This window comes from Eisenbergiella porci (assembly GCF_009696275.1).
GTDB classification, from domain to species: domain Bacteria; phylum Bacillota; class Clostridia; order Lachnospirales; family Lachnospiraceae; genus Eisenbergiella; species Eisenbergiella porci.
In genome coordinates, this window is record NZ_VUMI01000016.1 from 14,515 (window position 1) to 34,493 (window position 19,979).

20 protein-coding genes are annotated in these 19,979 nt (G+C 48.2%); 2 read left to right on the forward strand and 18 right to left on the reverse strand.

Features of this window, described 5'->3' with window-relative positions; translation table 11 throughout:
- Positions 1-61 precede the first annotated feature (61 nt).
- Positions 62-1,759, reverse strand: coding sequence for a DUF3502 domain-containing protein (locus tag FYJ45_RS11415; RefSeq protein WP_154464684.1), 1,698 nt, complete (start codon positions 1,757-1,759; stop codon positions 62-64).
- Positions 1,760-2,339: 580 nt separating this feature from the next.
- Here FYJ45_RS11415 and FYJ45_RS11420 point away from each other — a divergent pair.
- On the forward strand, positions 2,340-3,224 hold the full coding sequence (locus FYJ45_RS11420; protein WP_154464685.1) for an AraC family transcriptional regulator: 885 nt from the start codon (positions 2,340-2,342) through the stop codon (positions 3,222-3,224).
- 48 nt (positions 3,225-3,272) lie between these two features.
- On the opposite strand, the gene FYJ45_RS11425 is transcribed toward FYJ45_RS11420, so the two are convergent.
- Together FYJ45_RS11425 and FYJ45_RS11430 are read right to left on the reverse strand one after the other, a co-directional pair.
- Positions 3,273-4,316: a sensor histidine kinase gene (locus tag FYJ45_RS11425; protein WP_154464686.1), complete on the reverse strand. Its 1,044-nt coding sequence runs from the start codon at positions 4,314-4,316 to the stop codon at positions 3,273-3,275.
- Entirely contained in the window at positions 4,313-5,032 is a 720-nt protein-coding gene (locus FYJ45_RS11430) for a response regulator transcription factor (RefSeq protein WP_154464687.1), read from the reverse strand. The genes FYJ45_RS11425 and FYJ45_RS11430 overlap by 4 nt, the downstream gene beginning before the upstream one ends.
- Positions 5,033-5,268: 236 nt before the next feature.
- Here FYJ45_RS11430 and FYJ45_RS11435 point away from each other — a divergent pair, with 236 nt between their 5' ends.
- Positions 5,269-6,450, forward strand: coding sequence for a VanW family protein (locus tag FYJ45_RS11435; protein ID WP_154464688.1), 1,182 nt, complete (start codon positions 5,269-5,271; stop codon positions 6,448-6,450).
- A 124-nt stretch (positions 6,451-6,574) separates the two neighbouring features.
- Here the strand turns inward: FYJ45_RS11435 and FYJ45_RS11440 are convergent, their stop codons facing one another.
- From FYJ45_RS11440 to FYJ45_RS11510, 15 genes are all read right to left on the reverse strand, one after another.
- On the reverse strand, positions 6,575-7,993 hold the full coding sequence (locus FYJ45_RS11440) for an MATE family efflux transporter (RefSeq protein ID WP_154464689.1): 1,419 nt from the start codon (positions 7,991-7,993) through the stop codon (positions 6,575-6,577).
- A gap of 16 nt (positions 7,994-8,009) precedes the next feature.
- Positions 8,010-8,375, reverse strand: a complete 366-nt coding sequence (locus tag FYJ45_RS11445; RefSeq protein ID WP_154464690.1) for a YccF domain-containing protein — start codon at positions 8,373-8,375, stop codon at positions 8,010-8,012.
- Between the two features lie 210 nt (positions 8,376-8,585).
- Positions 8,586-8,819 (reverse strand): hypothetical protein, encoded by a 234-nt coding sequence (locus FYJ45_RS11450; protein ID WP_154464691.1) that lies wholly within the window; start codon positions 8,817-8,819, stop codon positions 8,586-8,588.
- A 92-nt stretch (positions 8,820-8,911) separates the two neighbouring features.
- Positions 8,912-9,913, reverse strand: coding sequence for an asparaginase (locus tag FYJ45_RS11455; RefSeq protein ID WP_154464692.1), 1,002 nt, complete (start codon positions 9,911-9,913; stop codon positions 8,912-8,914).
- Between the two features lie 53 nt (positions 9,914-9,966).
- Positions 9,967-10,284, reverse strand: coding sequence for a DUF3837 domain-containing protein (locus FYJ45_RS11460; protein ID WP_154464693.1), 318 nt, complete (start codon positions 10,282-10,284; stop codon positions 9,967-9,969).
- 231 nt (positions 10,285-10,515) lie between these two features.
- On the reverse strand, positions 10,516-10,782 hold the full coding sequence (locus FYJ45_RS11465; protein ID WP_154464694.1) for a hypothetical protein: 267 nt from the start codon (positions 10,780-10,782) through the stop codon (positions 10,516-10,518).
- A gap of 290 nt (positions 10,783-11,072) precedes the next feature.
- Positions 11,073-11,714 carry a cytidylate kinase-like family protein gene (locus tag FYJ45_RS11470; protein WP_154464695.1) on the reverse strand — a complete coding sequence of 214 codons (642 nt, stop codon included), beginning with the start codon at positions 11,712-11,714 and terminating at the stop codon, positions 11,073-11,075.
- Between the two features lie 176 nt (positions 11,715-11,890).
- Positions 11,891-13,579, reverse strand: coding sequence for a carbon starvation CstA family protein (locus tag FYJ45_RS11475; protein ID WP_276891576.1), 1,689 nt, complete (start codon positions 13,577-13,579; stop codon positions 11,891-11,893).
- A 98-nt stretch (positions 13,580-13,677) separates the two neighbouring features.
- Positions 13,678-14,325, reverse strand: a complete 648-nt coding sequence (locus tag FYJ45_RS11480) for a hypothetical protein (protein WP_021633910.1) — start codon at positions 14,323-14,325, stop codon at positions 13,678-13,680.
- A gap of 226 nt (positions 14,326-14,551) precedes the next feature.
- Positions 14,552-15,469, reverse strand: a complete 918-nt coding sequence (locus FYJ45_RS11485; RefSeq protein WP_154464697.1) for an RluA family pseudouridine synthase — start codon at positions 15,467-15,469, stop codon at positions 14,552-14,554.
- A 14-nt stretch (positions 15,470-15,483) separates the two neighbouring features.
- On the reverse strand, positions 15,484-16,005 hold the full coding sequence (gene lspA, locus FYJ45_RS11490; protein WP_035320607.1) for a signal peptidase II: 522 nt from the start codon (positions 16,003-16,005) through the stop codon (positions 15,484-15,486).
- Entirely contained in the window at positions 15,998-17,107 is a 1,110-nt protein-coding gene (gene aroB, locus FYJ45_RS11495) for a 3-dehydroquinate synthase (RefSeq protein WP_154464750.1), read from the reverse strand. Before aroB ends, lspA begins: the two co-directional genes overlap by 8 nt.
- Before the next feature lie 103 nt (positions 17,108-17,210).
- The gene (locus FYJ45_RS11500; protein WP_021633906.1) at positions 17,211-17,717 is read right to left on the reverse strand and encodes a cell division protein SepF; all 507 of its coding nucleotides are present in this window, start codon (positions 17,715-17,717) and stop codon (positions 17,211-17,213) included.
- Positions 17,718-17,752: 35 nt separating this feature from the next.
- On the reverse strand, positions 17,753-18,451 hold the full coding sequence (locus FYJ45_RS11505; RefSeq protein WP_154464698.1) for a YggS family pyridoxal phosphate-dependent enzyme: 699 nt from the start codon (positions 18,449-18,451) through the stop codon (positions 17,753-17,755).
- 22 nt (positions 18,452-18,473) lie between these two features.
- Positions 18,474-19,865: an HlyD family efflux transporter periplasmic adaptor subunit gene (locus FYJ45_RS11510; RefSeq protein WP_154464699.1), complete on the reverse strand. Its 1,392-nt coding sequence runs from the start codon at positions 19,863-19,865 to the stop codon at positions 18,474-18,476.
- Positions 19,866-19,979 lie beyond the last annotated feature (114 nt).

Genomic DNA, 19,979 nt, shown 5'->3' on the forward strand with positions numbered 1-19,979 from the left:
GTGGGATGCGGAAATTCCACATCCCACTGCCCTGTTTAGCTCTGCTTTTTGGTATGAAGCATTATTTTCCCAGATATGCGTCGAAAGCCTTCTGACGGATTTCAAGTATCTGAGGCAGTCCTGCATCATTGACACTCTTAACGTAGGAATCCCAGTCAGCGTCGATATCGGATTCGCCGGTCATCCAAAGAGACCAGTAATTATCAATGATATTGTTGATATTTGCCTGGGTGAGCGCCATGGTATTCTGATCTTCTTCCGAATATTTCATGAACATCTGAGGATAGGTATCGGATTCGCTTGCCTTGGCAATCACATCATCGTATACTTTTCTTTCCTCCAGGGCAAAGGTCATATCCTGTGCCATTTCGATTTCCGTGCTTCTTCTGATATACATGGGCGCATTATCCGCCATGGTGCTTGTCCATTTCCAGGTACCGGGATCCGTGTCGGGATCGAGCGGGTCAAGAACCTTGAAGCTATTGTCGCCGGTCTGCTCCACGCAGCCATCGGAAATACCGCCGAACAGGCCCTGAACAGAAACGGCCGGATCATAGAAGCAGTCGAGGAATCTTACGGCAGCTTCCATATTCTCACATTTGGCGCTGACACATACTCTGTTGCCGGACATATTAAGTCCTGTGTAGTCATCCCTCCAGCGGGTATCATAGGTGCCGGGTTCACAGTCGATATCATAATCAAGCGCGGGAACCGGTACATACTGGCTGTAAAGGTTGGGGCCGAATTTGTCTGTTTCTTCCCAGCCGAATACGCAGCCTACCAGGGCGTCCCCATTTTCATTGCCGCGGGAAAGGGACTGGAATGCGGAATAGTCGTTGGAAATGGCATTGGTATTGATCAGACCGTTGGCATAAAGATCAGTTACGTATTTCATGAACAGCTTATAACGGTCGTCAACTGCATAGCATTTAATCTGTCCGTCTTCCGCAAAGTAAGCGTCTGTTCCCCAGTTGGTCAGCTGGATTCCAAGGGAGCCTACCAGGTTTGTCATGGAATAAGCGCTGTTGAACCAGCCGTTGTTTGCGCCCGCGTTGAAGTCCATGGGGATTTCATCGTCAGGGTCGCCGTTGCCGTTGGCATCCTGCTCTTTAAAGGCCATCAGGACATCCTTCAGCTCCGTGAAGGTGGTGGGAACTTCTTTACCTATCGCTTCCAGCCAGTTTTTGTTGATGAACATAACGGTATTGGTGGAAGGCCATTTGCCCTGGAATTTGGGAAGTCCGAAAATTTTCCCTTCCATTGTGGTAGCCAGTGTTTTGGTATCCGGCTCTTCTTCAAACATTTCCATGATATTGGGGGTGGTTTCCTTGCTGAGGTAAGGCGTCAGGTCCGCAAACAGCCCGGCATATTTGGTATAATCGGAATCGGATGTGGCACTGAAGAGCAGATCCGGAATGTCCCCGGCTGCGAAACGGGTGGATTTCACCGTATCCCAGTCAGCCCTGATCTGTTCCCATTCGATTTCCACTCCTGCTTTCTCTTCAATTTCGGATACCCACTTCATTTCCGTGATATCCTTGGTAAGCGGATGGGAAATGATGACAGCGGTCAGCTTTACCGTCTCTCCTGTGGAAGCGCCTGCGTCCGTAGATGCGTTTTCTTCCGTTTTTGCCGCTCCTGTGTCGGCGGCCCCTTCATTTGCATCGGTACTGCCTGTGGTGCTTGTACTTCCGCAGCCTGCCAGCATTCCTGCCGTCATTGCCGCTGAAAGCATCAGCGCAATTAATTTCTTTTTCATTCTGTTTCCTCCAATCTTTATTTGAAATTTCACGGTAACCGTGTTATTTCCCTTTGATTTCCGGGCCTGCACACACTCCCGGTCCAAAATACTGACAGATGTCCGAAAGTCATCCATCTTAAAATGCTGTAGCTTTTGCTGCTATTTGCATAGTGCATCGGATAATGCTTAGTGAATATTTATATTTTTTATTTTCTTCAGCGGAATTTTATGGGTATATCTTACAATTTGATACCGGTTTCGTAAATGTCATAAGGATACATTAAGTGTAAAAAGGTTGTGGCTTACTGCTTTGCCTTTTAAATTCACAACCTTTTTACACTTAACCTAACCTTTATACACCTTGTACAAGTTAAAGCCTTTAATTATACTTATTTTATGCATAATTGACTAATTTCCATATTTTACCATTAGTATAAAACCCGATTTTTCCCGGAATTTTACAGAGAGTATTTTGTTGGCCGACAGGTTTTTCACTTTAATAAACTGATCCGGATTTTTTCCTCTGAAATGCGGGGCCAAAAGATACACCTCTGGTGTCAAAATTCAGAATGAAAACGGAGGGGAGGGACGCTATTGATTGAAGGCTTATGAATTTACGATTGACAACCCGCTGGAATACGTACTCACCGGTAAGTTTGAGGCGCTGTCTCCTAACTGGATGCATGAAACGATGGAGCTGATTGATTACGAACTTTTTGTCATTTCCAAGGGACCTTTATACCTGTCCTATCAAAATCAGGATTTTACCGTAAATACGGGTGAAACGCTGCTTCTTCCGCCGGGGCAGCCTCCCGCCAACCTCCGGCGGGGCTTCAGGCCCTCGGACTGCAGCTTTTACTGGATGCATTTTACATCCTCTCATCCGGTGACGCCCGTAATTACTGAGGATGGCGTTACTGACACCCTTTCGTATCTGACGGAAAATAATATCCGGCTTCTGATCCCGCAGTACTGCAGGACGCTGAATACGGAAAAAATAATTGTACTGATGAAACAGCTGCAGGACGCTGTCCGTTCCCAGTACGACAGGCTGACCATCAATTACATGACCACCCTGATTCTGTGCGAAATCCACAACCAGCACATTCGGCAGCTGAATGTGAGCATACCTGCCAAAAACCAGAGGCAGATGTTCCAGGACATCCTTGATTATATCAAACGGCACATTCAGGAAAATATCAGAGTAGCAGATATTGCCGGTCATTTCGGCTACAATGACAAATATCTGTCGCATATGTTCAGTTCCATTGCAGGGATGTCTTTAAAAAGATATATTATGAAGACAAAGATTGACGAGGCCAATTTCATGCTGACGGATACCAACATGACCATACTGGAAATCAGTGTCGCGCTGGGCTTTGCCGACAGCCACAATTTTATGAAATTTTATAAGAAGATGACCGGGCTGACGCCCAGTGAATACAGAAATGCCTTTTCCAAAAGAATGCTTTACCATAAATAAAACAGGTCCAAATCGGAAGACGCCTCCCTTTGAACCTGTTTATTGCTGTTATTCAATATCAAATCTGTTCCTGGAAATGCCCAGAAGAACGCGGGTGCCCTTTCCTTCCTCCGATTCTATGGCAATCGTCTGGCCCAGCATATCCATGGTTCTGCGGCAGAGAAAGAGGCCGATTCCCGTGGAACGCTTTTCCCTTCTGCCGTTGTAGCCCGTATAGCCCCATTCAAATACTCTGGGAATATCCTCCGGGCGGATACCGATGCCATTATCCTCCACAACCAGGAACGCTCCTCCCCCACTCTCCTTTGTGTAAATTCGGATGCTGCCGCTGCCGTCCTTAGCCGTATATTTCACCGCATTTCCAAGCAGCTGCTCCAGAACAAAAAGAAACCATTTTTCATCTGTGAGCACAGCAGCTGTCATATCCTCCAGATGGATAGCTGTTTTGTTATAAATGAGTACGGACGCCATATTTTTTACAGCCTTTTTTACCAGGGATGAAAGCGGGTATTCCTTTAAGACCAGATCCCTTCCGTTCTTATCCAGGCGCTGGTACTGGAGGGCCATATCCACGTACTGCTCCGCCTTCCACAGCTCCTGCTCCATGGAACGCCGATCCAGCTCCTCCTCCTGTAAAAGCAGATGCATGGCGGCCACCGGGGTTTTTATCTGATGGGACCAGAGCGTATAGTATTTGCTGCTTCTCTCCCTTTCCTCCCGGCCGTTTTCCTTTTCCTGTTCATATTTTTGCTGCCAGCCCCTGGCCAGCTGCGCCCACGCCCCTTCCAGACCGCGGCTTTTCTCTTCCGGGGAAAAAATTCCCGCCTCCGCCTGCGAAGCATATAGTTCCAGCAGCCTGCGCTTTTTTACGTATTTGCTGTAATCGGAGAAAATCAGGACAGAGGACAGCACGGCGAGGACCAGAAGCAGGTAGACCGCCGGCTGCCAGGGCAGATCACAGAGCCACCATATAAAAAGAAGGCAGACCGCGGGAAGAAGATATAGCATAAAGCTGACCCGCTCCCTGATATAGTCGGAAAAACAGCCGCGGGAAAATTCCCCGGATACAGTCTTTTTTACTTCCCTCTTCATGTTTTTTTCCCTTTCGCCGATCCGCCGTCTTCAGGCCGGTAGTTCTCCGGGATCAGGTAACCCATGCCCTTCCTGGTTTCAATAAAGCCCTTCAGTCCTGTTTCTTCCAGCTTTCTGCGAAGCCGTGTCATATTCACGGTCAGGGTGTTGTCATCTATAAAGGCTTCATTTTCCCAGAGCGCACAGATGATTTCGTCCCGGGATACGGCGCAGCCTTTCTTTTCCATTAGCAGGCTGAGAATGCGGAACTCATTCTTGGTAAGCTCCAGCTTCTGTCCGTTATAAGCAAGCGTGGCGTCACTTAAGGAAAGTGTGGCTTCCCCGGCATGGATTACGTCCTTTCGCGTGCCGAAGGTATACGCCCTGCGCAGAAGTGCCTGGATTTTGGCCAGAACGACTTCCAGACGGAAGGGCTTTGCCAGGAAATCATCCGCTCCCATATTGACGGCCATCACCAGATTCATATCGTCCGCCGCAGATGAAATAAATATAATAGGAACCTGGCTTGTCTTTCTGATTTCCTGGCACCAGTAATAGCCGTCGAAAAAGGGCAGGGATATATCCAAAAGCACCAGATCGGGGGAAAACTGTGCAAACTGCTCCCCAACACGGCCAAAATCAACAACAGACTGTACCTCATAATTCCATTTTAACAGGGTTCTGGTCAGCACGGCGGTTATCGTGTCATCATCCTCCACAATCAAAATCTTATACATAAATCCTCCTGTTCTGCGTCCCATCACACAGTTGACTGGGAATAACGCAGCTGTGTATCTTTTTTTATCATAACCCGTCGGCGGCTGTTTTTCCACTTTTTTATAAATTCTTTGCAAATGGTTGGAAATCAGCGGAAGATATGATATCCTAGTACTTAACTGATTCCGGGGAAACGCATGTTTTTTGCCTGCTTCCGAACCGGAACCGGCAGATTGTGAAAGGATGGTATACAGCTATGAAAAAACATCAAAGAATATCCATACTGCTGACATGTCTGCTTCTTGCCCTGCCGCTGCAGACAGCGGTCACAGAACCGCTTCAGATAAATGCCGCCGAGGCCCTGCCCGCAGGAGGCATAACCACCACGGTTTCCGACAGCCGTTTTATTGATGCCGGATGGATGAACCAGAATATTATACTTACCCTGGACGGACAGGTCTGGGCAATGGGAATTAATATGATGAAGGATTATCCCGTATTTCTGTCCAACGACCTTGGCGTCCCCCAGTGTATCCTGGGAGATACGGCGGTTATCGATGTATTCCTGAACGCTGTCAACGAACAGCTCAAAGCCCAGGTTTTCCAGAGCGACAGCCCTGTTTTTGACACAGGCACCGGAAGCTATATCTACAATTCCGGGCAGACCTATTACCAGCTCAATGCCAACGTGAAGAACTGGCTGATAACCACACTGCAGCAGCAGTTTATCGCCGGAACGCCGCAGCCCATTACCCTGGAGCTTACCTCCGGCTACCTTACAAGTATTGTCAATGAAGGCGTGCTCACCTACAGCCCTGATTTCGTGCTGGCCGGCAGCTGCACCACCAGTTTTTCAACCAGCTCCTCCAACCGGATCAACAATATCAAGGTTGCCGCGGGACATCTGAATAACATGATTATAATGCCCGGCCAGGAGGTTTCCGTCAGTACGGCAATTCTTCCCAGGACTTCCGCCAACGGCTACCGGGAAGCCGGCGCATATCTGAACGGAGAAACGGTAATGGCTATTGGAGGCGGCATCTGCCAGGTATCCTCCACCGTCTACAATGCAGTTAAGAATGCAGGCCTTGTCGTGCTGGAACGCCATCCTCACAGCATGCCTGTGCACTATCTTCCTCTCGGGCTGGATGCGGCGATTTCTTCCGGTTCCAAGGATCTTCGTTTCCGCAATAACTACTCCGCTCCCGTTATCCTCCAGGCATATACGGAAGGGAAGAAGCTGACGATCAATGTGCTGGTATGGAACCATGATTTGAACGGCCGCACCTTCAAGCTCTGGGCGAAGAACACAGGAAGCCTTTCTGCAAAAACCTATTTTACCACGTATCAGGACGGCCAGGAGGTCAGCACGGAATATGTGGGCAATTCCTCTTATATGGCTCCCAAGCCGAAGAAAACCGAAGCCGAGGACGAATAGCGGCACATAGGAAAGGTTTTTTAAGATTTAATAAACAGCTGATAAGTAATAAAAGGCAGGCCGGAAATCCCAGCAATGAATTTCCGGCCTGCCTTTTTCTTCATCCGTCTTCCACGAAAGATAACTAATTCTCCAAAGCTCTCTTCTTCCAGGCGCCTTTTTTATAGAAGATCAAAGTGATGAGCGCACCCAGAACCCAGGAACACAGCAGGGAAATGAATACACATTCATTCCGCCCGTTGGGAAGCTCAGGCGTTCTTGTCATCCAGGCAATGCCATAAGCAAGAGGCACACGGATAGCAACGGTTGTAATCAGGGAAATCCACATGGGCGTCATGGTATCTCCCGCTCCTCTCATGACGCCGGACAGACACTGCGTCACAGCCATGGCGATATAGCCTACTGCAAGGATACGCATCAAATGCATGCTCAGCTTCACCAGCTCGCCTGTTTCCGTAAAGATTCCCATCAGGTATTTTCCGAAGATAAGTATCAGACCCGTAATGACGGCGGAAACTGCGGCTGCAATAAAAGTTCCTTCCTTCGCCCCTTTTTCCACCCTGTCATATTTTCTCGCGCCTACATTCTGGCCGGCATAGGTGGTCATGGCTGTGCCGAAGGAGAAGTTCGGCATCATGGCAAAGCCGTCCACACGCATAATAATTACGTTGGCTGCGATAAACATTTCACCGAAGCTGTTCGTCAGCGACTGAACGACGATCATGGCCATGGAAAAAATCGCCTGCGTAAAGCCGGAGGGCAGGCCCAGCCGGATCATATCCGTTGTATGCTTTTTCCCGGGCTTCAGATAATGAAGCTTCAGATCAAAAATTTCCTTCATGTTGGCCAGCTTGAACATACACATAATCGCCGAAACCGCCTGCGCGATTGCAGTTGCAAGGGCCACGCCGGCAACACCCATGCGAAAGCTTGCAACGAAAAGGATGTCAAGCGCGATATTCAGTACCGTAGCCACCAGCAGATACACCAGCGCGGAAACGGAATCCCCAAGCCCGCGCAGGATACCGCTTAAAATATTGTAATAAGCCATGCCGGCAATGCCCACGAACAGAATAATCAGGTAAGAAGCGCACCAGTCCATAATGCTGTCCGGCGTATTCAGCAGCCGCAGCAGAGGCCTCACTACAAAGGGCGCCACCACCATAATAATAACCGAGGATATGGCTGTCAGCGTGATACTGCAGCCGATGGATCCGGACAGCTCCTCTCTCTGTTTCGCCCCGAAATACTGGGAAACCATAATGCTTGCACCCACGGAAATTCCTACGAACAGAACCAGCAGAAGGTTCAGAATAGGGCTGGCGCTGCCTACGGCCGCCAGCGCATTGTCGCCCACATACCGGCCAACGACAATGCTGTCCACCGTATTATAAAGCTGCTGTGCAATATTTCCAATCAGCATAGGTATGGCAAAGGCTACGATTCTTTTCCCCGGTGATCCCTCTGTCATATCAGTCGGCGCAAACAGCGCCGCCAGATTAAATTTCTTTTTTGTCTTTGTTTCACTCTTTTGTTGTTCCATCAGTTCCCCCTGTATATTATGTATAAATTATCTGCGCGCCAAAGGGCATCAAAGCCAGTTTGGCCATTTTGAAATGCTGCAGGCCGAAAGGTATCCCGATAATGGTAATGCAAAGCAGCACGCCCAGTATTACCGACTCAAGAGCCATGGGAATGCCTGTAATAATCATCCAGATGATATTCAGAATCAGCGAGCCTGCGCCGCCTCCGCAAACTATCTCCTTGCCGAAGGGCCATGCCGCCAGGGCCGCAAATTTGAAGCACTGCTTTCCGACCGGAAGCCCGATGATGGTAATACTCCAGAGAATTCCGGCCAGAAACCAGCCCAGTGCACTGAAAAAACCACCGCAGAAAAACCATAAAAGATTTCCTAATACACTCATTTCCGTCCTCCTTTCTTAGTGCGCTAATTTTTATTATATGATGGATATTCATTTGATGCAATTCTTTCTTGCTCCTAATTTTTAAATCCTTTATTAAATTTTCATAAAATCTCTAAAAGAATTTAATTCTTTTAAACAAAAAAGAACAGAGGCTCTGCTTTTTGGCAAAACACTCTGCTCTCCTTTTCGGATAAGCTGCTGTCCAAAGCTTCAGGCGATGTTTTCCTGGACGTCTGTTTTCAGCTGCGCCAGAACTTCATCAACGGAAACACCAGCTTCTTCCAGGGCAACCGATAGTTTTTCAAGCTCTTCATTCTTTTTCTGTCGCAGAAGCTCTTCCAGTTCTTCATAAAGCTCCTGGGTCCTTACTTCCAGATTGTAAATACTCTGCTGCGTGTCCTGGATTCTTTCATCCAGAGATTTGTTTTTTCTTCCTCTCGGCATGGTTGTCCTCCTGTTATGTTTTGTTCTTACTAAGAAGTATATGAAGGAGGAATGGAAAATATTCACAGAGCTGTATATTTTTTCTGAAAAATTTAACGGTAAATATCGTAGTTCACAGTTTTGTAGAAAAGCTCCCTGACAGCTTCAAAGCTGCCGGGTCTCTGCCCCAGTATCCACATGAGCTTTGTGAGGACCGCTTCCAGGTTCATATCGTAGGCTTCCAGCAGCGGGAACTGCTCCTGTACCCTTTTGCCCACCTCATAAACGCCAATATTGCTTCCCTCATATGTGACCTGCGTGGTCATGACCACAGCCTTGCTGGAGCCGTACTCTTCCATCAGCCTGACAAATTCATGAAGCAGGCTGTCCGGGATACCTCCCACGCCAAAGCTTTCCACAATGATTCCGTCATACTGGCTGAAAATATCTTTCAGGATGACCGGGGACATGCCCGGCGTCAGCTTCAGCAGAAATACCCGGGGATTAAGCTCATGGCAGAAGGAAACCGGTTCTGTAAACGGCTTCGGTTCAATGTAGCGGACCAGATGTTCATCACGCATCACGGCAAGCTCCGGATAATTGATGCTGGCAAAAGCGTTATAGCTCATGGTTTTCACTTTTTTTGCACGGGTGCCGGCAATGATTTTTCCTCCGAACACAAGGCTCACCCCGCTGGACGCATCATCAAGAGCATAGGCGATACTGTCCCGCAGGTTCATTCTGGCATCGGAAATCTCCATTTCCAGAGGCCTTTGGGAGCCGGTGAGCACAATGGGCTTCGCGGAGTTCTGTATCATATAGGAAAGCGCCGCCGCCGTATAGGCCATGGTATCTGTGCCGTGACAGACTACGAAGCTGTCAAAGGCTTCATAATTTTCCTCTATGGCATGTGCGATCTGCATCCAGTGCCCACAGGTCATATTGGTGCTGTCTATGCCAAACAGATTCTGCGCCTCCAGGCTGCACACATTATCCATAAAAGGCAGAAATTCCAGAATTTCCTCCGCGGTCAGCGCCGGCGCCAGTCCATGCTCTGTTTTGTGGGAGGCAATGGTGCCTCCGGTGGTAAGCAGCAATATTTTTTTCTTTGTCATTAGCATTCTCCTCCGCCCGGCGGGGCGGATACTGCCCTGCAGAACGTTTTGTCTTATCTTTGCCAGGGCCTGTTTTCTTCCAGTCCCATCGAAAACAGTTCCTTTACCTGGTCGTCCATGTTATCATCTGGTTTATAATACTTCAACATCCGGATGACGTTCTTTTCCCGCTCATCCGCGGCGTTGTAGCCTTCCAGGGCCGCCATCATCTTCTCCTGCAGCTTAAGCGGCGTTTCCAGGGGAGGCGGCGTAATGCCCGCCAGCCGGCACAACAGGCCGCAGACGTAACCCATTTCATAGTTCCCCGTCATCACGGAGGTTTCATACTGTGCTTTAATGACCACTGACATTCTGGCCAGAACCGGTACCATAAATATCCCTCTTTTCCGTCTGTATAAAAGCGTGCGCTCCCATTTTCATCCATGGGTGATTATAACATGCCGGAATCCGCGTTACAAGTCACAGTACTTTATCTTGGCACAGTCTTTTATCCTGGCACGTTCCTTTATCCTGGCACGTTCCTTTATCCTGGTACGTTCCTTTCAGCCGGTCCGCTGCCTTTTCCTCTGCCGCAGCAGCCCCGGAAAATCCGGACAGCTCCCCTACCATCCTCTTTTTCTGCTCGCCTTCGATGCCCTGTTTTTCCTTTCAGCCGGCTTCATCCTTTTTATCAGAACAAATGACGCCAGGAACACCGCAGCAATGACCGCAGCTGCAATTGGCCTGGAATAATGCAGCCAGTCATATTTATCCCCATATTCCGGCCTTAGCAGAATCATAACCGCCTTAACAGGATAATAATTCATCGGCTTCCAATCAATGGAGGCCAGGAATCCGTAAACGAAGGCAGCCGCGGTCCCGGCCAGCATGGCGCCCTCCTTGCAGGCAGCCAAAACTTTTCTGCATGAATGAGATTCCTACATTTCCGCTGTAGCAGACATCGGCCTCAGCAGACATCTGGCGGAGGCTTTACTGAAGCAGCCTGCACAAATCTTTATCATCATCAATAATAAGAATCCTGTTCGGCATATTCCCTGTTTCCCCTTTTCAGGCAAAAAGGAAAGCATCCTTCCCGGGAATTCTGCTTTCCTCCTGTTAATCTTTCATTAATTATAGCTTTTAATCCTGCATACATTAGCCGGTCTGCCGGTGCATCCCGTCAGGCTTTGGCGCCCGGATTATTCTGATTCTCAAAGTCTTCAATAATCTGGATGATCAGCTTCACAGTCCCCTCCACACCCAGCACTGAGCTGTTCAGGCAGAAATCATAGCTGTCGGCACGGCCCCATTTCTTGGAGGAATAATAATTATAATAGCTCTGACGCTGTTTATCCTTCTTAACTATCATGTCTTTTGCTTTGTCTTCGGTCAGGCTGTACTTGCCCATAATACGCTTAACCTTGGTCTCCTCATCGCCATAGATGAAAAGATTGATGCAGTTCTTGAAATCATGCAGCGCATAATCGGCACAGCGTCCTACAATAACGCAGGGTCCCTCTTCCGCCGCTTTCTTAATGGTATCAAACTGGGCAAGAAATACCTTATGGCTGATGGGCATATCCATAAAGGATGACGCATTATAACCGAAGGAATAAGTATCCATTACCAGGTTATAGAGGAAGGAGTTGGTAGGTCTCTCATCGTGGCTCTTAATCATCTCCTCACAAAAGCCGCTTTCCTTGGCTGCCCTTGTCAGAAGCTCCTTATCTAAGCATTTGATGCCAAAATATTCTGCTACCTTCTCGCCGATTTCACGTCCGCCTGAGCCAAACTGACGGCCTATTGTTATGATTGTATTCATACAACTACCTCCTTGTTCAAGGTAAGCAAGCTACCTTTTATAAATACTATTATAAAGAAAAACTGATAAAAATTCAATGATAAAAAGCAAAAACTCCCCGGTCTGTCACAACCGCGGAGTTTCCGCCATTTCAGCACATATTATTCTGTTTTCCTAATTCCAATCGTGCCGTTTCTTTAATGTTTTTTCATTTTTTCATAATCGATGAGCACCTTGCCGCCTTCTACAACGAGAATAACAGCAAGAATAACGATAGGTATGATAACTACACACTGAAGGCCTTCCTTAATAACAGTGCCTGTGCCGCCCATCAGCTTCACAACATTGTTCTTAAAGGAAAGGATCAGGGAAGAAATACACGCAACGAGCATGAATACCATAGGGAAATACAGCATCCGGTTAGGCTTGTTGGTCTTAGCCAGATATACCGCAATGGCAAGGAATGCAGGTACGGCAACCAGCTGGTTACAGGCGCCGAACAGCGGCCATACATTCTGATAGCCTGCCAGGCACAGTACGAAGCCGAAGAAAGCGGTAATAATGGTAGCCACATACATATTGCTGAGCACGTTCTTCTTTTCCCCGTTTCCGGCGAACAGCTCCTGGAACATGAAACGTCCCAATCTCGTACCGGTATCCAGTGAAGTCAGGGCAAATGCGGACACCGCCAGGGCGATGATGGTATAAGTTGCCTGAGCCGCAGTGGCATTGAAGCCCATTTTTACGAAAAAGCCCTTGACGGCGGATGCAAATACTACAGTAGGTGATGCCATATCCGCAGGGATGGAACCGTCCGCAGAAAGCGTACCGATAGCGATCAGGGAAATAACTGCCAGAACGCATTCGATTAACATGGAACCATATCCGATTGCCAGCGCGTCCTGTTCATGATCCAGCTGCTTTGAGGTCGTACCGGAACCAATTAGGGAATGGAAGCCGGATACGGCGCCGCAGGCCACGGTGATGAACAGTACGGGGAACAGATAGCTGCTTCCTACCTTGAAGCCCACATAAGCGGGAGTTACAATTGTAGGATGCGCTCCGATAATTCCCACAATTGCCGCGACCATCATAAAATACAGCAGGAAACTGTTCAGATAATCTCTCGGCTGGAGCAGAATCCATACAGGCGTAACGGACGCAATACAGATGTAAATAAATACAAAACCAATCCAGAAGCTCTTGGGAAGGTTAATCGGGCATACAAGGCCGATTCCGATGCAGATAGCAAGCAGAACCACGCCTACAATGGTGGAAACAATCAGCGGCGCATTCTTTCTGTAAACCAGTACGCCGAAAATAATTGCCAGCGGAATGAAAAGGATGGATGCCATGGCTACGGAACCATTGGCAGTACCCTCAACCGCACCGGGGAATATCCCGGTTACACCTTCGCCGCAGGTAAAGCTGGCGGCTACGATATCCGCAAATGCAGCGATAACCAGCAGCAGTACAAGCCATGCAAAAACGGTGAAAAGCACCTTGCAGCGATGGCCGATGTTCTCCTCAATAACCTCTCCCAGGGATTTTCCCTGATGACGGATGGATACGAAGATGGAGCCGAAGTCCAAAACAGCCCCGAAGAAAATACCGCCGATAACAATCCATAAAAATACCGGAACCCAGCCGAACAGAGCCGCCTGGATAGGTCCGTTGATAGGACCGGCGCCGGCGATGGATGAAAAATGGTGGCCCAGCAGAATCGGTGTCTTCGCCGGAACATAGTCCACACCGTCTTCCATGGTATGGGCCGGTGTTTCATTCTGGGAGCTTAAGCCCCACGCCTTTGCCAGATATTTGCCGTATGTATTGTATGCTACGACAAAAATGACAATAGCAAGTAAAATAAGAACAATTGCACTCACACTAAATCCCTCCTGTTTGTTAAAAAATTTTGGCTTGTGTGACGTTATAAAAAACAGAACCGCGGCCCGGGAAACTCCGAAACCTGCCGGCGTCTGTCCTATAACCCTTGTTTTTCCCCGTCCTCCGGCTCCCGTTCTCCATCGCCGGTACGGCCTTTCTGTGAAAAGGGCTTCACATCCTTCTTTTCACAAAGCTCGTCAAAGCCGGGCTTTCCTGCGTCAACCTCCTCAAATATCTCCTTCAGCAGCTTTACCTTCTTCGCTGCTGCGCGGTTGCATGTGATCTTGCGATCCTCCATGCTGACCAATGCCATATGCCCTGTACTGAAGCCTCTGAGGTTGAACCTGTATCCCTTATCAAAGGAATATCTCTTTACGCTTTTCAGCGTATTCCTGTCGGGCGGGTACTGGCTGAGCAGAATCACCGTCAGGAAGCTGTACATATGATCCTTCTCCGGCACCCTGGCGCCCTTTCTCACCAGCTTCGGCTCCATATAGTTCTGAATCACATCCTGCGCTTCCTTCACATGCTCTTCCGTAATTTTATCCGCTGTGATGAACAGAATGTGCTCATAACTGTCCGAAGCCCATAAATTGGCTTCCCGTACCAGTACATACTTCTCCAGATGTGAAAAAAAGTACCCGTAAGCCGGGTACTCCTTGCCATCTATGAAGTATGGTTTATATATATCAAACGTGCCCGAATACCTGAGCAGTAAACGGTCAAGATATTGTGCCATCTCCATGTTGATACCCCTTATATCGTGGTTATATGATTGTGCCTTCTTCCGCTTTACCGCTATGATGCGGTAAAGGGCTGACGGACTATTTATAATTTAGCACAATTTATTCCATAATTCAACACTTTGAAGCACAAATTTTAACAAAGTCTTTACTTATTTTATAAAAAATTTAGTTTTCAGCACGATACACGCTAAAAATGAGGCTTATTTCCCGCTTCTCCCAAAAAATTTATTTTGGGAGAGTGTCCAGCAGATGCTGAAAATATCCGGGCAAGGGCGCAGTGGTTTCCACATATTCTCCGGTCACCGGATGGATAAAGCCCAGGGTCATGGCATGCAGGGTCTGTCCCTGAAGCTGAAAAGGGCATTTCCTGTTCCCATAAACCGGATCTCCCAGAATAGGGTGCCCGATGGAATCCATATGCACTCTAATTTGGTGCGTCCGTCCGGTTTCCAGCCTGCATTCGATATAGGTATAGCTACGGAAACGCTCCAGAACACGATAATGTGTGACAGCCTCTTTCCCATTCCGGACTCCTGCCGCCATTTTTTTCCTATCAGAAGGATGCCTTCCTATCGGCATATCCACGCAGCCTTCCTCTTCCTTTATTACGCCCCACACAATTGCCCTGTAGCGCCGTACAATGGAATGCTCCTTCAGCTGCGCGGCTATGGAGGCATGGGCAATGTCATTTTTGCAGACAATCAGGCTGCCTGTGGTATCCATATCAATCCGGTGCACGATTCCCGGGCGCAGACAGCCGTTAATTCCCGAAAGGCTGCCCTTACAATGATACATCAGCGCATTAACCAGCGTACCGCTGTAATGGCCTGCCGCCGGATGGACGACCATTCCCTTCGGCTTGTTCACCACCAGCACATCAGCATCCTCATAAAGGATGTCCAGCGGTATATTTTCCGGCTCAATATCCGGTTCTACCGCTTCCGGAAGCTCAAAGCAGATTTCATCCTCCGTTTTCAGCCGGTAATTGGCCTTCACCGGTTTTCCATTCACCAGCACCTTATCTTCCTTCATCATTTTCTGAATAAAGGAACGCGACAAAGAATCGATAAGTATGGACATATACTTATCGATTCTTTCCTCTTCATACTCTTCTGTTACCTGAAACCGAAACAGATCCGGCATTCCACTTCCCCCGTCTATTCTTTATCCTTCTTCTTCCATGACAGGAAGCTGAAATCATCGTCCTTATATTTATTGCTGAACAAAATCAGGACTGCGCCCACCACACAGGCAATGGATACAAACATATCAGCCACATTAAAGATCGGAAAATCTATCAGGCTGATATAGATGAAATCCACCACGTAGTCCAGCCTGATACGGTCTATCATGTTGCCCACGGCGCCAACAGCCACACAGGCAAGCAGGATATGCAGTATCCGGTATTTGCCGACAGACGGCATTTTATACATCGCATAAACCACCAGCGCCAGAATAATCGGCGTGATGATCAGGAAAAATATTTTTCCCCCCTGCATCATACCAAAGGCTGCGCCGCGGTTTTCCAGATATCTCAGTTCCAATACGCCGGGAATCAGGGAAACAGCTTCCTGCCCTTTCAAATATATGACCGCCAGATACTTGGTAAACTGATCCAGCAGAATGCCCGCCAGGACAATCAGGAGATCCGGCAGCCAGAATTTTTTCATCTTATTCATTTGCATCCTCTTCCGTAAAATTAATTTCGTCTATCGCCGCCAGGATTTCCTCCTCGGTTACAATGGTATCCAGCACGGCTTTTCCGATTTTCTGAAGGAGGACAAATTTAATATGTCCCGCTTCCATTTTCTTATCCGACTTCGTAAGCTCCAAAATCTCCTCACGGTCCAAATCATCAGCAGAAATGGGCAGGTTAAAGGGCACGAACATATCCCTGATTTCATAATATTCCTCCATGGGAAGCATCTCCTTCTTCCAGGAAATGAACGCGGCGGCCACACAGCCCAGCGCCACGCATTCCCCATGGGTCAATGTAAAGTTTTTGGCCTTTTCCACCGCATGGCCGATAGTATGTCCCAGATTCAGGAGCGCACGCTCTCCCTTTTCTGTGGGATCATTCTCTACAATTTTACGCTTGATGTCGCAGCTGCGGCGAACCATCTCCTCCACCGTATCAGGATCTCTGTCACAGATTTCATACATGTTGGAAACCAGCCATTCATAATATCTGGCATCCCTGATGAGGCCGGACTTCATGGCCTCTGCGAAACCGCTGTAATACTGACGCGGCTCCAGCGTCGCCAATGTTGCAAGATTCATATATACCAGCCTGGGCATATGGAACGCGCCCACCATATTCTTATACTGTTCAAAATCAACGCCTGTTTTTCCGCCGATGCTGCTGTCCACCTGGGAAAGCAGTGTGGTCGGGATCTGGATAAAATCAATGCCGCGCAGATAGGTAGCTGCCGCAAAGCCCGTTAAGTCCCCGGTTACCCCTCCTCCCAGCGCAACAAGCCAGTCCTTTCTTGAATAATGCCTCTCTATCAGGAAGGAATACAGAAGCTTTACCGTATCCAGGTTCTTATTTTCCTCCCCTGCCGGAAATGTAAAAATATCAACTCCGGCACATACAGGGGCAACTGCCTCACGCACCGCATCCGCATACAGCGGCCCTACATTGGAGTCCGTTACGATGCAAAGCTTTCTGTCCTCGCACTGCAGCTCCTGCAGCTGCGCTGCAAGCCCTTCAAAACTCCTCTCAAACACAATATCGTAGCAGGGCTTCTTCTGATAAGAAACCGTCATTTTTTCTGCCATCATGCCACCTCGCCTTTATCTTTATTATCTCTGAAAATACGTCTCTATGCCCTCAAAAAAGCGCCGCCTCGCGACGACGCTGACAAACTGAACTTACGCTGGCTTAACTGGAAAATCCAGGTACATCCACCGAACCGCTGAAAATCTCCTGGAAGTCCCCGGAAATGTCCACGCTGGCCGGCGTGATTATAAATATGTAATGTGAAATCTTCTGAAGATTGCCGCTGATTGCAAAGCAGGAGCCCGATGTAAAATCAATGATCCGCTGGGCAATGTCCACATCCAGCCCTTCCAGATTCAATACTACGGTACGGTTTGCAAGGAGTGTTTCTGTAATTTCTCTGGCGTCTTCTATGGTTGTAGGCTTAATCACACATACTTCCATCCCGTTGCCTGCGGTTTTGTGGGGCTGCCGCATGGGTGTTACCTTGGGTGATACCTTCCGGATCTTCTCCTCATCCTGAACAGGCTCCGATTTCGTCTTAGGTGTCAGTTTCGAGATTTTCTCTACAGGTTCATCGTAATCATCATAATCATCTTCGTCGTAATCATCATAATCATCTTCACCATTCAGTCTCATATAGCTCAAGAACTTGTCCATTACACCCATCGTGCTCAATCTCCTTTATGATTACTGCCGGACAGCTATTCCGTTATCCGGTAGGATCTTTCACCAAATATTCCCGTACCCACGCGTACAAAGGTGGCACCCTCTTCTACTGCCACCTCATAATCCCCAGTCATCCCCATTGAAAGAAAATCCATATGTACATTATCAATGTTTTTTCTACTTATGTCAACATATAACTTTAGTAATGCATTGAAAATTATCCTGCTATCTTCAGCTTTTTCGACAAAAGGCGCTATCGTCATAAGCCCGCGCACCTGTATTGCAGGCAGCCTGGAAATCTCCTCAATAAGCCCGGGCGTATCCTCCGGCGAAACGCCAAACTTGCTTTCCTCGCCTGCCACATTCACCTCGATCAATATGTTCGCCGTAACGCCGTGCTTTACCGCTTCCTTGCTGATTTCCTCCGCCAGCCGCAGAGAATCAACACTGTGAATCAGGTATACCTTGTCAATTATATACTTTACCTTATTCCTTTGCAGATGGCCAATCATATGCCAGCGGATATCCTCTGGCAGCTGCCCTGCCTTGTCTACCAGCTCCTGTACTTTGTTTTCCCCGAAATCCCGGACACCCAGCGCATAGGCCTCCTCCAGCATGGAAACCGGCTTGGTTTTGCTGACCGCAATCAGGGTGACCTCATCTTCCTTCCGTCCCGCCCTGTCACAGGCATTCCTGATGTTCTCCTGTACTCTGTTCAGATTCTCCTTAATCATATGCCTCTCCTTTCAGCTAACGTCAGTCATTGATAAATTCGTCCCCGTTCACCGTTTCCGCATCCAGCACAATCCGATCATAAGCGCTCAGTCCATAGGTCGTATTGGATTTGATTATCGCGTATTCATCATTCTGGGACAGGATCTGTATTTCCTTGAAATCGGCATAACCCTTGTTGATATTATAAACCCCGATCAGCGTAGCGCTGCGGGATATGGTATACTTGTCCGTGGAATCGGGCTTCACCAGATTGTTGCCCAGCTCCAGGATAGAATTGTCGATGTAGTAATCATCATCCGTTTCATAATAAATGGAGGTGGCAATAAACTCTGTCGTAACTTCCCCGTTTTCCGTATAGGTTTCCTTCAAAACCCCGTTTTCATTGTTATTTCCTTTGGTTACATAATCCTTGGGGATGAGGAAAAATTCCTTTTCCGCTATGGCGGAATTGGGCACCTTCAGCCCCTGTTCCTCTTTGGTAACCAGTTCAATATCAATAAAGCGGTCCGCACAGAAGGTTATCATGGAATTATTGAAGTCAAGCTTTACGTAAGTATTCCCGTCCGCATTATTGAGCACATTCACTTTGGCCCAGGAACTGAACTGGTTTTTCAGGAAACGTACCTGTACATAGTCTTCCTCCAGAAGCTCCTGCGCACGCTCCGCATCCATCTGGATGACAATAGACCAGTTTTCATCCGTGGAGAGCTTGTACAGCGCATCTCCCGCCGCCACAAGGTCATTATTTATCAGCTGCTTCTTCTCATACTTCTCCCTGTCAAACATATCAGCGGTAATCTGATCCGCCGAAATCGCCTCGAAGCCATCAGTGGAATAAACCACAATGCCGGAAACCGGCGCGCTGCAGAGCGTTATCAGGGAAGAGGCGGAAGAATTCAGCGACTGCAGATCCTGCAGCACATTGATGTTGGCAAGCTTCAGCGCCGTACCCTCCAGAGAGTATTTGAAATCATATACCCCGGAAAACTGTTTCCTGTCAAAGCCGTTCATATAGCCTGTAATTTCACTCCGGATATCGGAAAGATCGCTGTCAGACAGCTGCGTATCATCCGCCTTATTGGCATCGAACAGCTCCTTGAGCTGGCCGCTTTCATCGATGCTGCACACCAGCTTGCCGGAACCGACTCTTTCCCCTTCCCTCGCATAGTAATTTATGTATCCAGAATCAGTGCTCATGACAATGGTTTCCTGTCTGAGCGCGATTCCCTGATATACATTGCCGACGGAAAGAGAACCCGTCTTTACCTCGTACCCCATAATATGTTTATCCGTAAAGTAAAGGAAAACGCAGATAACAATATAGATGAAAATAACACTAAAGATAATTATCCCCAGATTAATATTCAGCGGTTTCCTGTATTGTCTGATTTTACCGTTATTCCTGCCAGCCAATCCACATTCCTCCGGGTCACTTTTTTCATTTTCTCCGCCGGTGCCTCCAGCTGCTTCCGCTGGTGCCTTCCTGCGGCAACAATCCGTTTAAAAAAGCCCCGGAAAGCATCCGAG

Coding starts and splice junctions, on each gene's coding strand:
- FYJ45_RS11415 (WP_154464684.1), bottom strand. CDS start 1,759: ATGAAAAAGAAATTAATTGCGCTGATGCTTTCAGCGGCAATGACGGCA.
- FYJ45_RS11425 (WP_154464686.1), bottom strand. CDS start 4,316: ATGAAGAGGGAAGTAAAAAAGACTGTATCCGGGGAATTTTCCCGCGGC.
- FYJ45_RS11430 (WP_154464687.1), bottom strand. CDS start 5,032: ATGTATAAGATTTTGATTGTGGAGGATGATGACACGATAACCGCCGTG.
- FYJ45_RS11435 (WP_154464688.1), top strand. CDS start 5,269: ATGAAAAAACATCAAAGAATATCCATACTGCTGACATGTCTGCTTCTT.
- FYJ45_RS11440 (WP_154464689.1), bottom strand. CDS start 7,993: ATGGAACAACAAAAGAGTGAAACAAAGACAAAAAAGAAATTTAATCTG.
- FYJ45_RS11445 (WP_154464690.1), bottom strand. CDS start 8,375: ATGAGTGTATTAGGAAATCTTTTATGGTTTTTCTGCGGTGGTTTTTTC.
- FYJ45_RS11450 (WP_154464691.1), bottom strand. CDS start 8,819: ATGCCGAGAGGAAGAAAAAACAAATCTCTGGATGAAAGAATCCAGGAC.
- FYJ45_RS11455 (WP_154464692.1), bottom strand. CDS start 9,913: ATGACAAAGAAAAAAATATTGCTGCTTACCACCGGAGGCACCATTGCC.
- FYJ45_RS11460 (WP_154464693.1), bottom strand. CDS start 10,284: ATGGTACCGGTTCTGGCCAGAATGTCAGTGGTCATTAAAGCACAGTAT.
- FYJ45_RS11465 (WP_154464694.1), bottom strand. CDS start 10,782: ATGCTGGCCGGGACCGCGGCTGCCTTCGTTTACGGATTCCTGGCCTCC.
- FYJ45_RS11470 (WP_154464695.1), bottom strand. CDS start 11,714: ATGAATACAATCATAACAATAGGCCGTCAGTTTGGCTCAGGCGGACGT.
- FYJ45_RS11480 (WP_021633910.1), bottom strand. CDS start 14,325: ATGGAGATGGCACAATATCTTGACCGTTTACTGCTCAGGTATTCGGGC.
- FYJ45_RS11485 (WP_154464697.1), bottom strand. CDS start 15,469: ATGCCGGATCTGTTTCGGTTTCAGGTAACAGAAGAGTATGAAGAGGAA.
- lspA (WP_035320607.1), bottom strand. CDS start 16,005: ATGAATAAGATGAAAAAATTCTGGCTGCCGGATCTCCTGATTGTCCTG.
- aroB (WP_154464750.1), bottom strand. CDS start 17,107: ATGGCAGAAAAAATGACGGTTTCTTATCAGAAGAAGCCCTGCTACGAT.
- FYJ45_RS11500 (WP_021633906.1), bottom strand. CDS start 17,717: ATGGGTGTAATGGACAAGTTCTTGAGCTATATGAGACTGAATGGTGAA.
- FYJ45_RS11505 (WP_154464698.1), bottom strand. CDS start 18,451: ATGATTAAGGAGAATCTGAACAGAGTACAGGAGAACATCAGGAATGCC.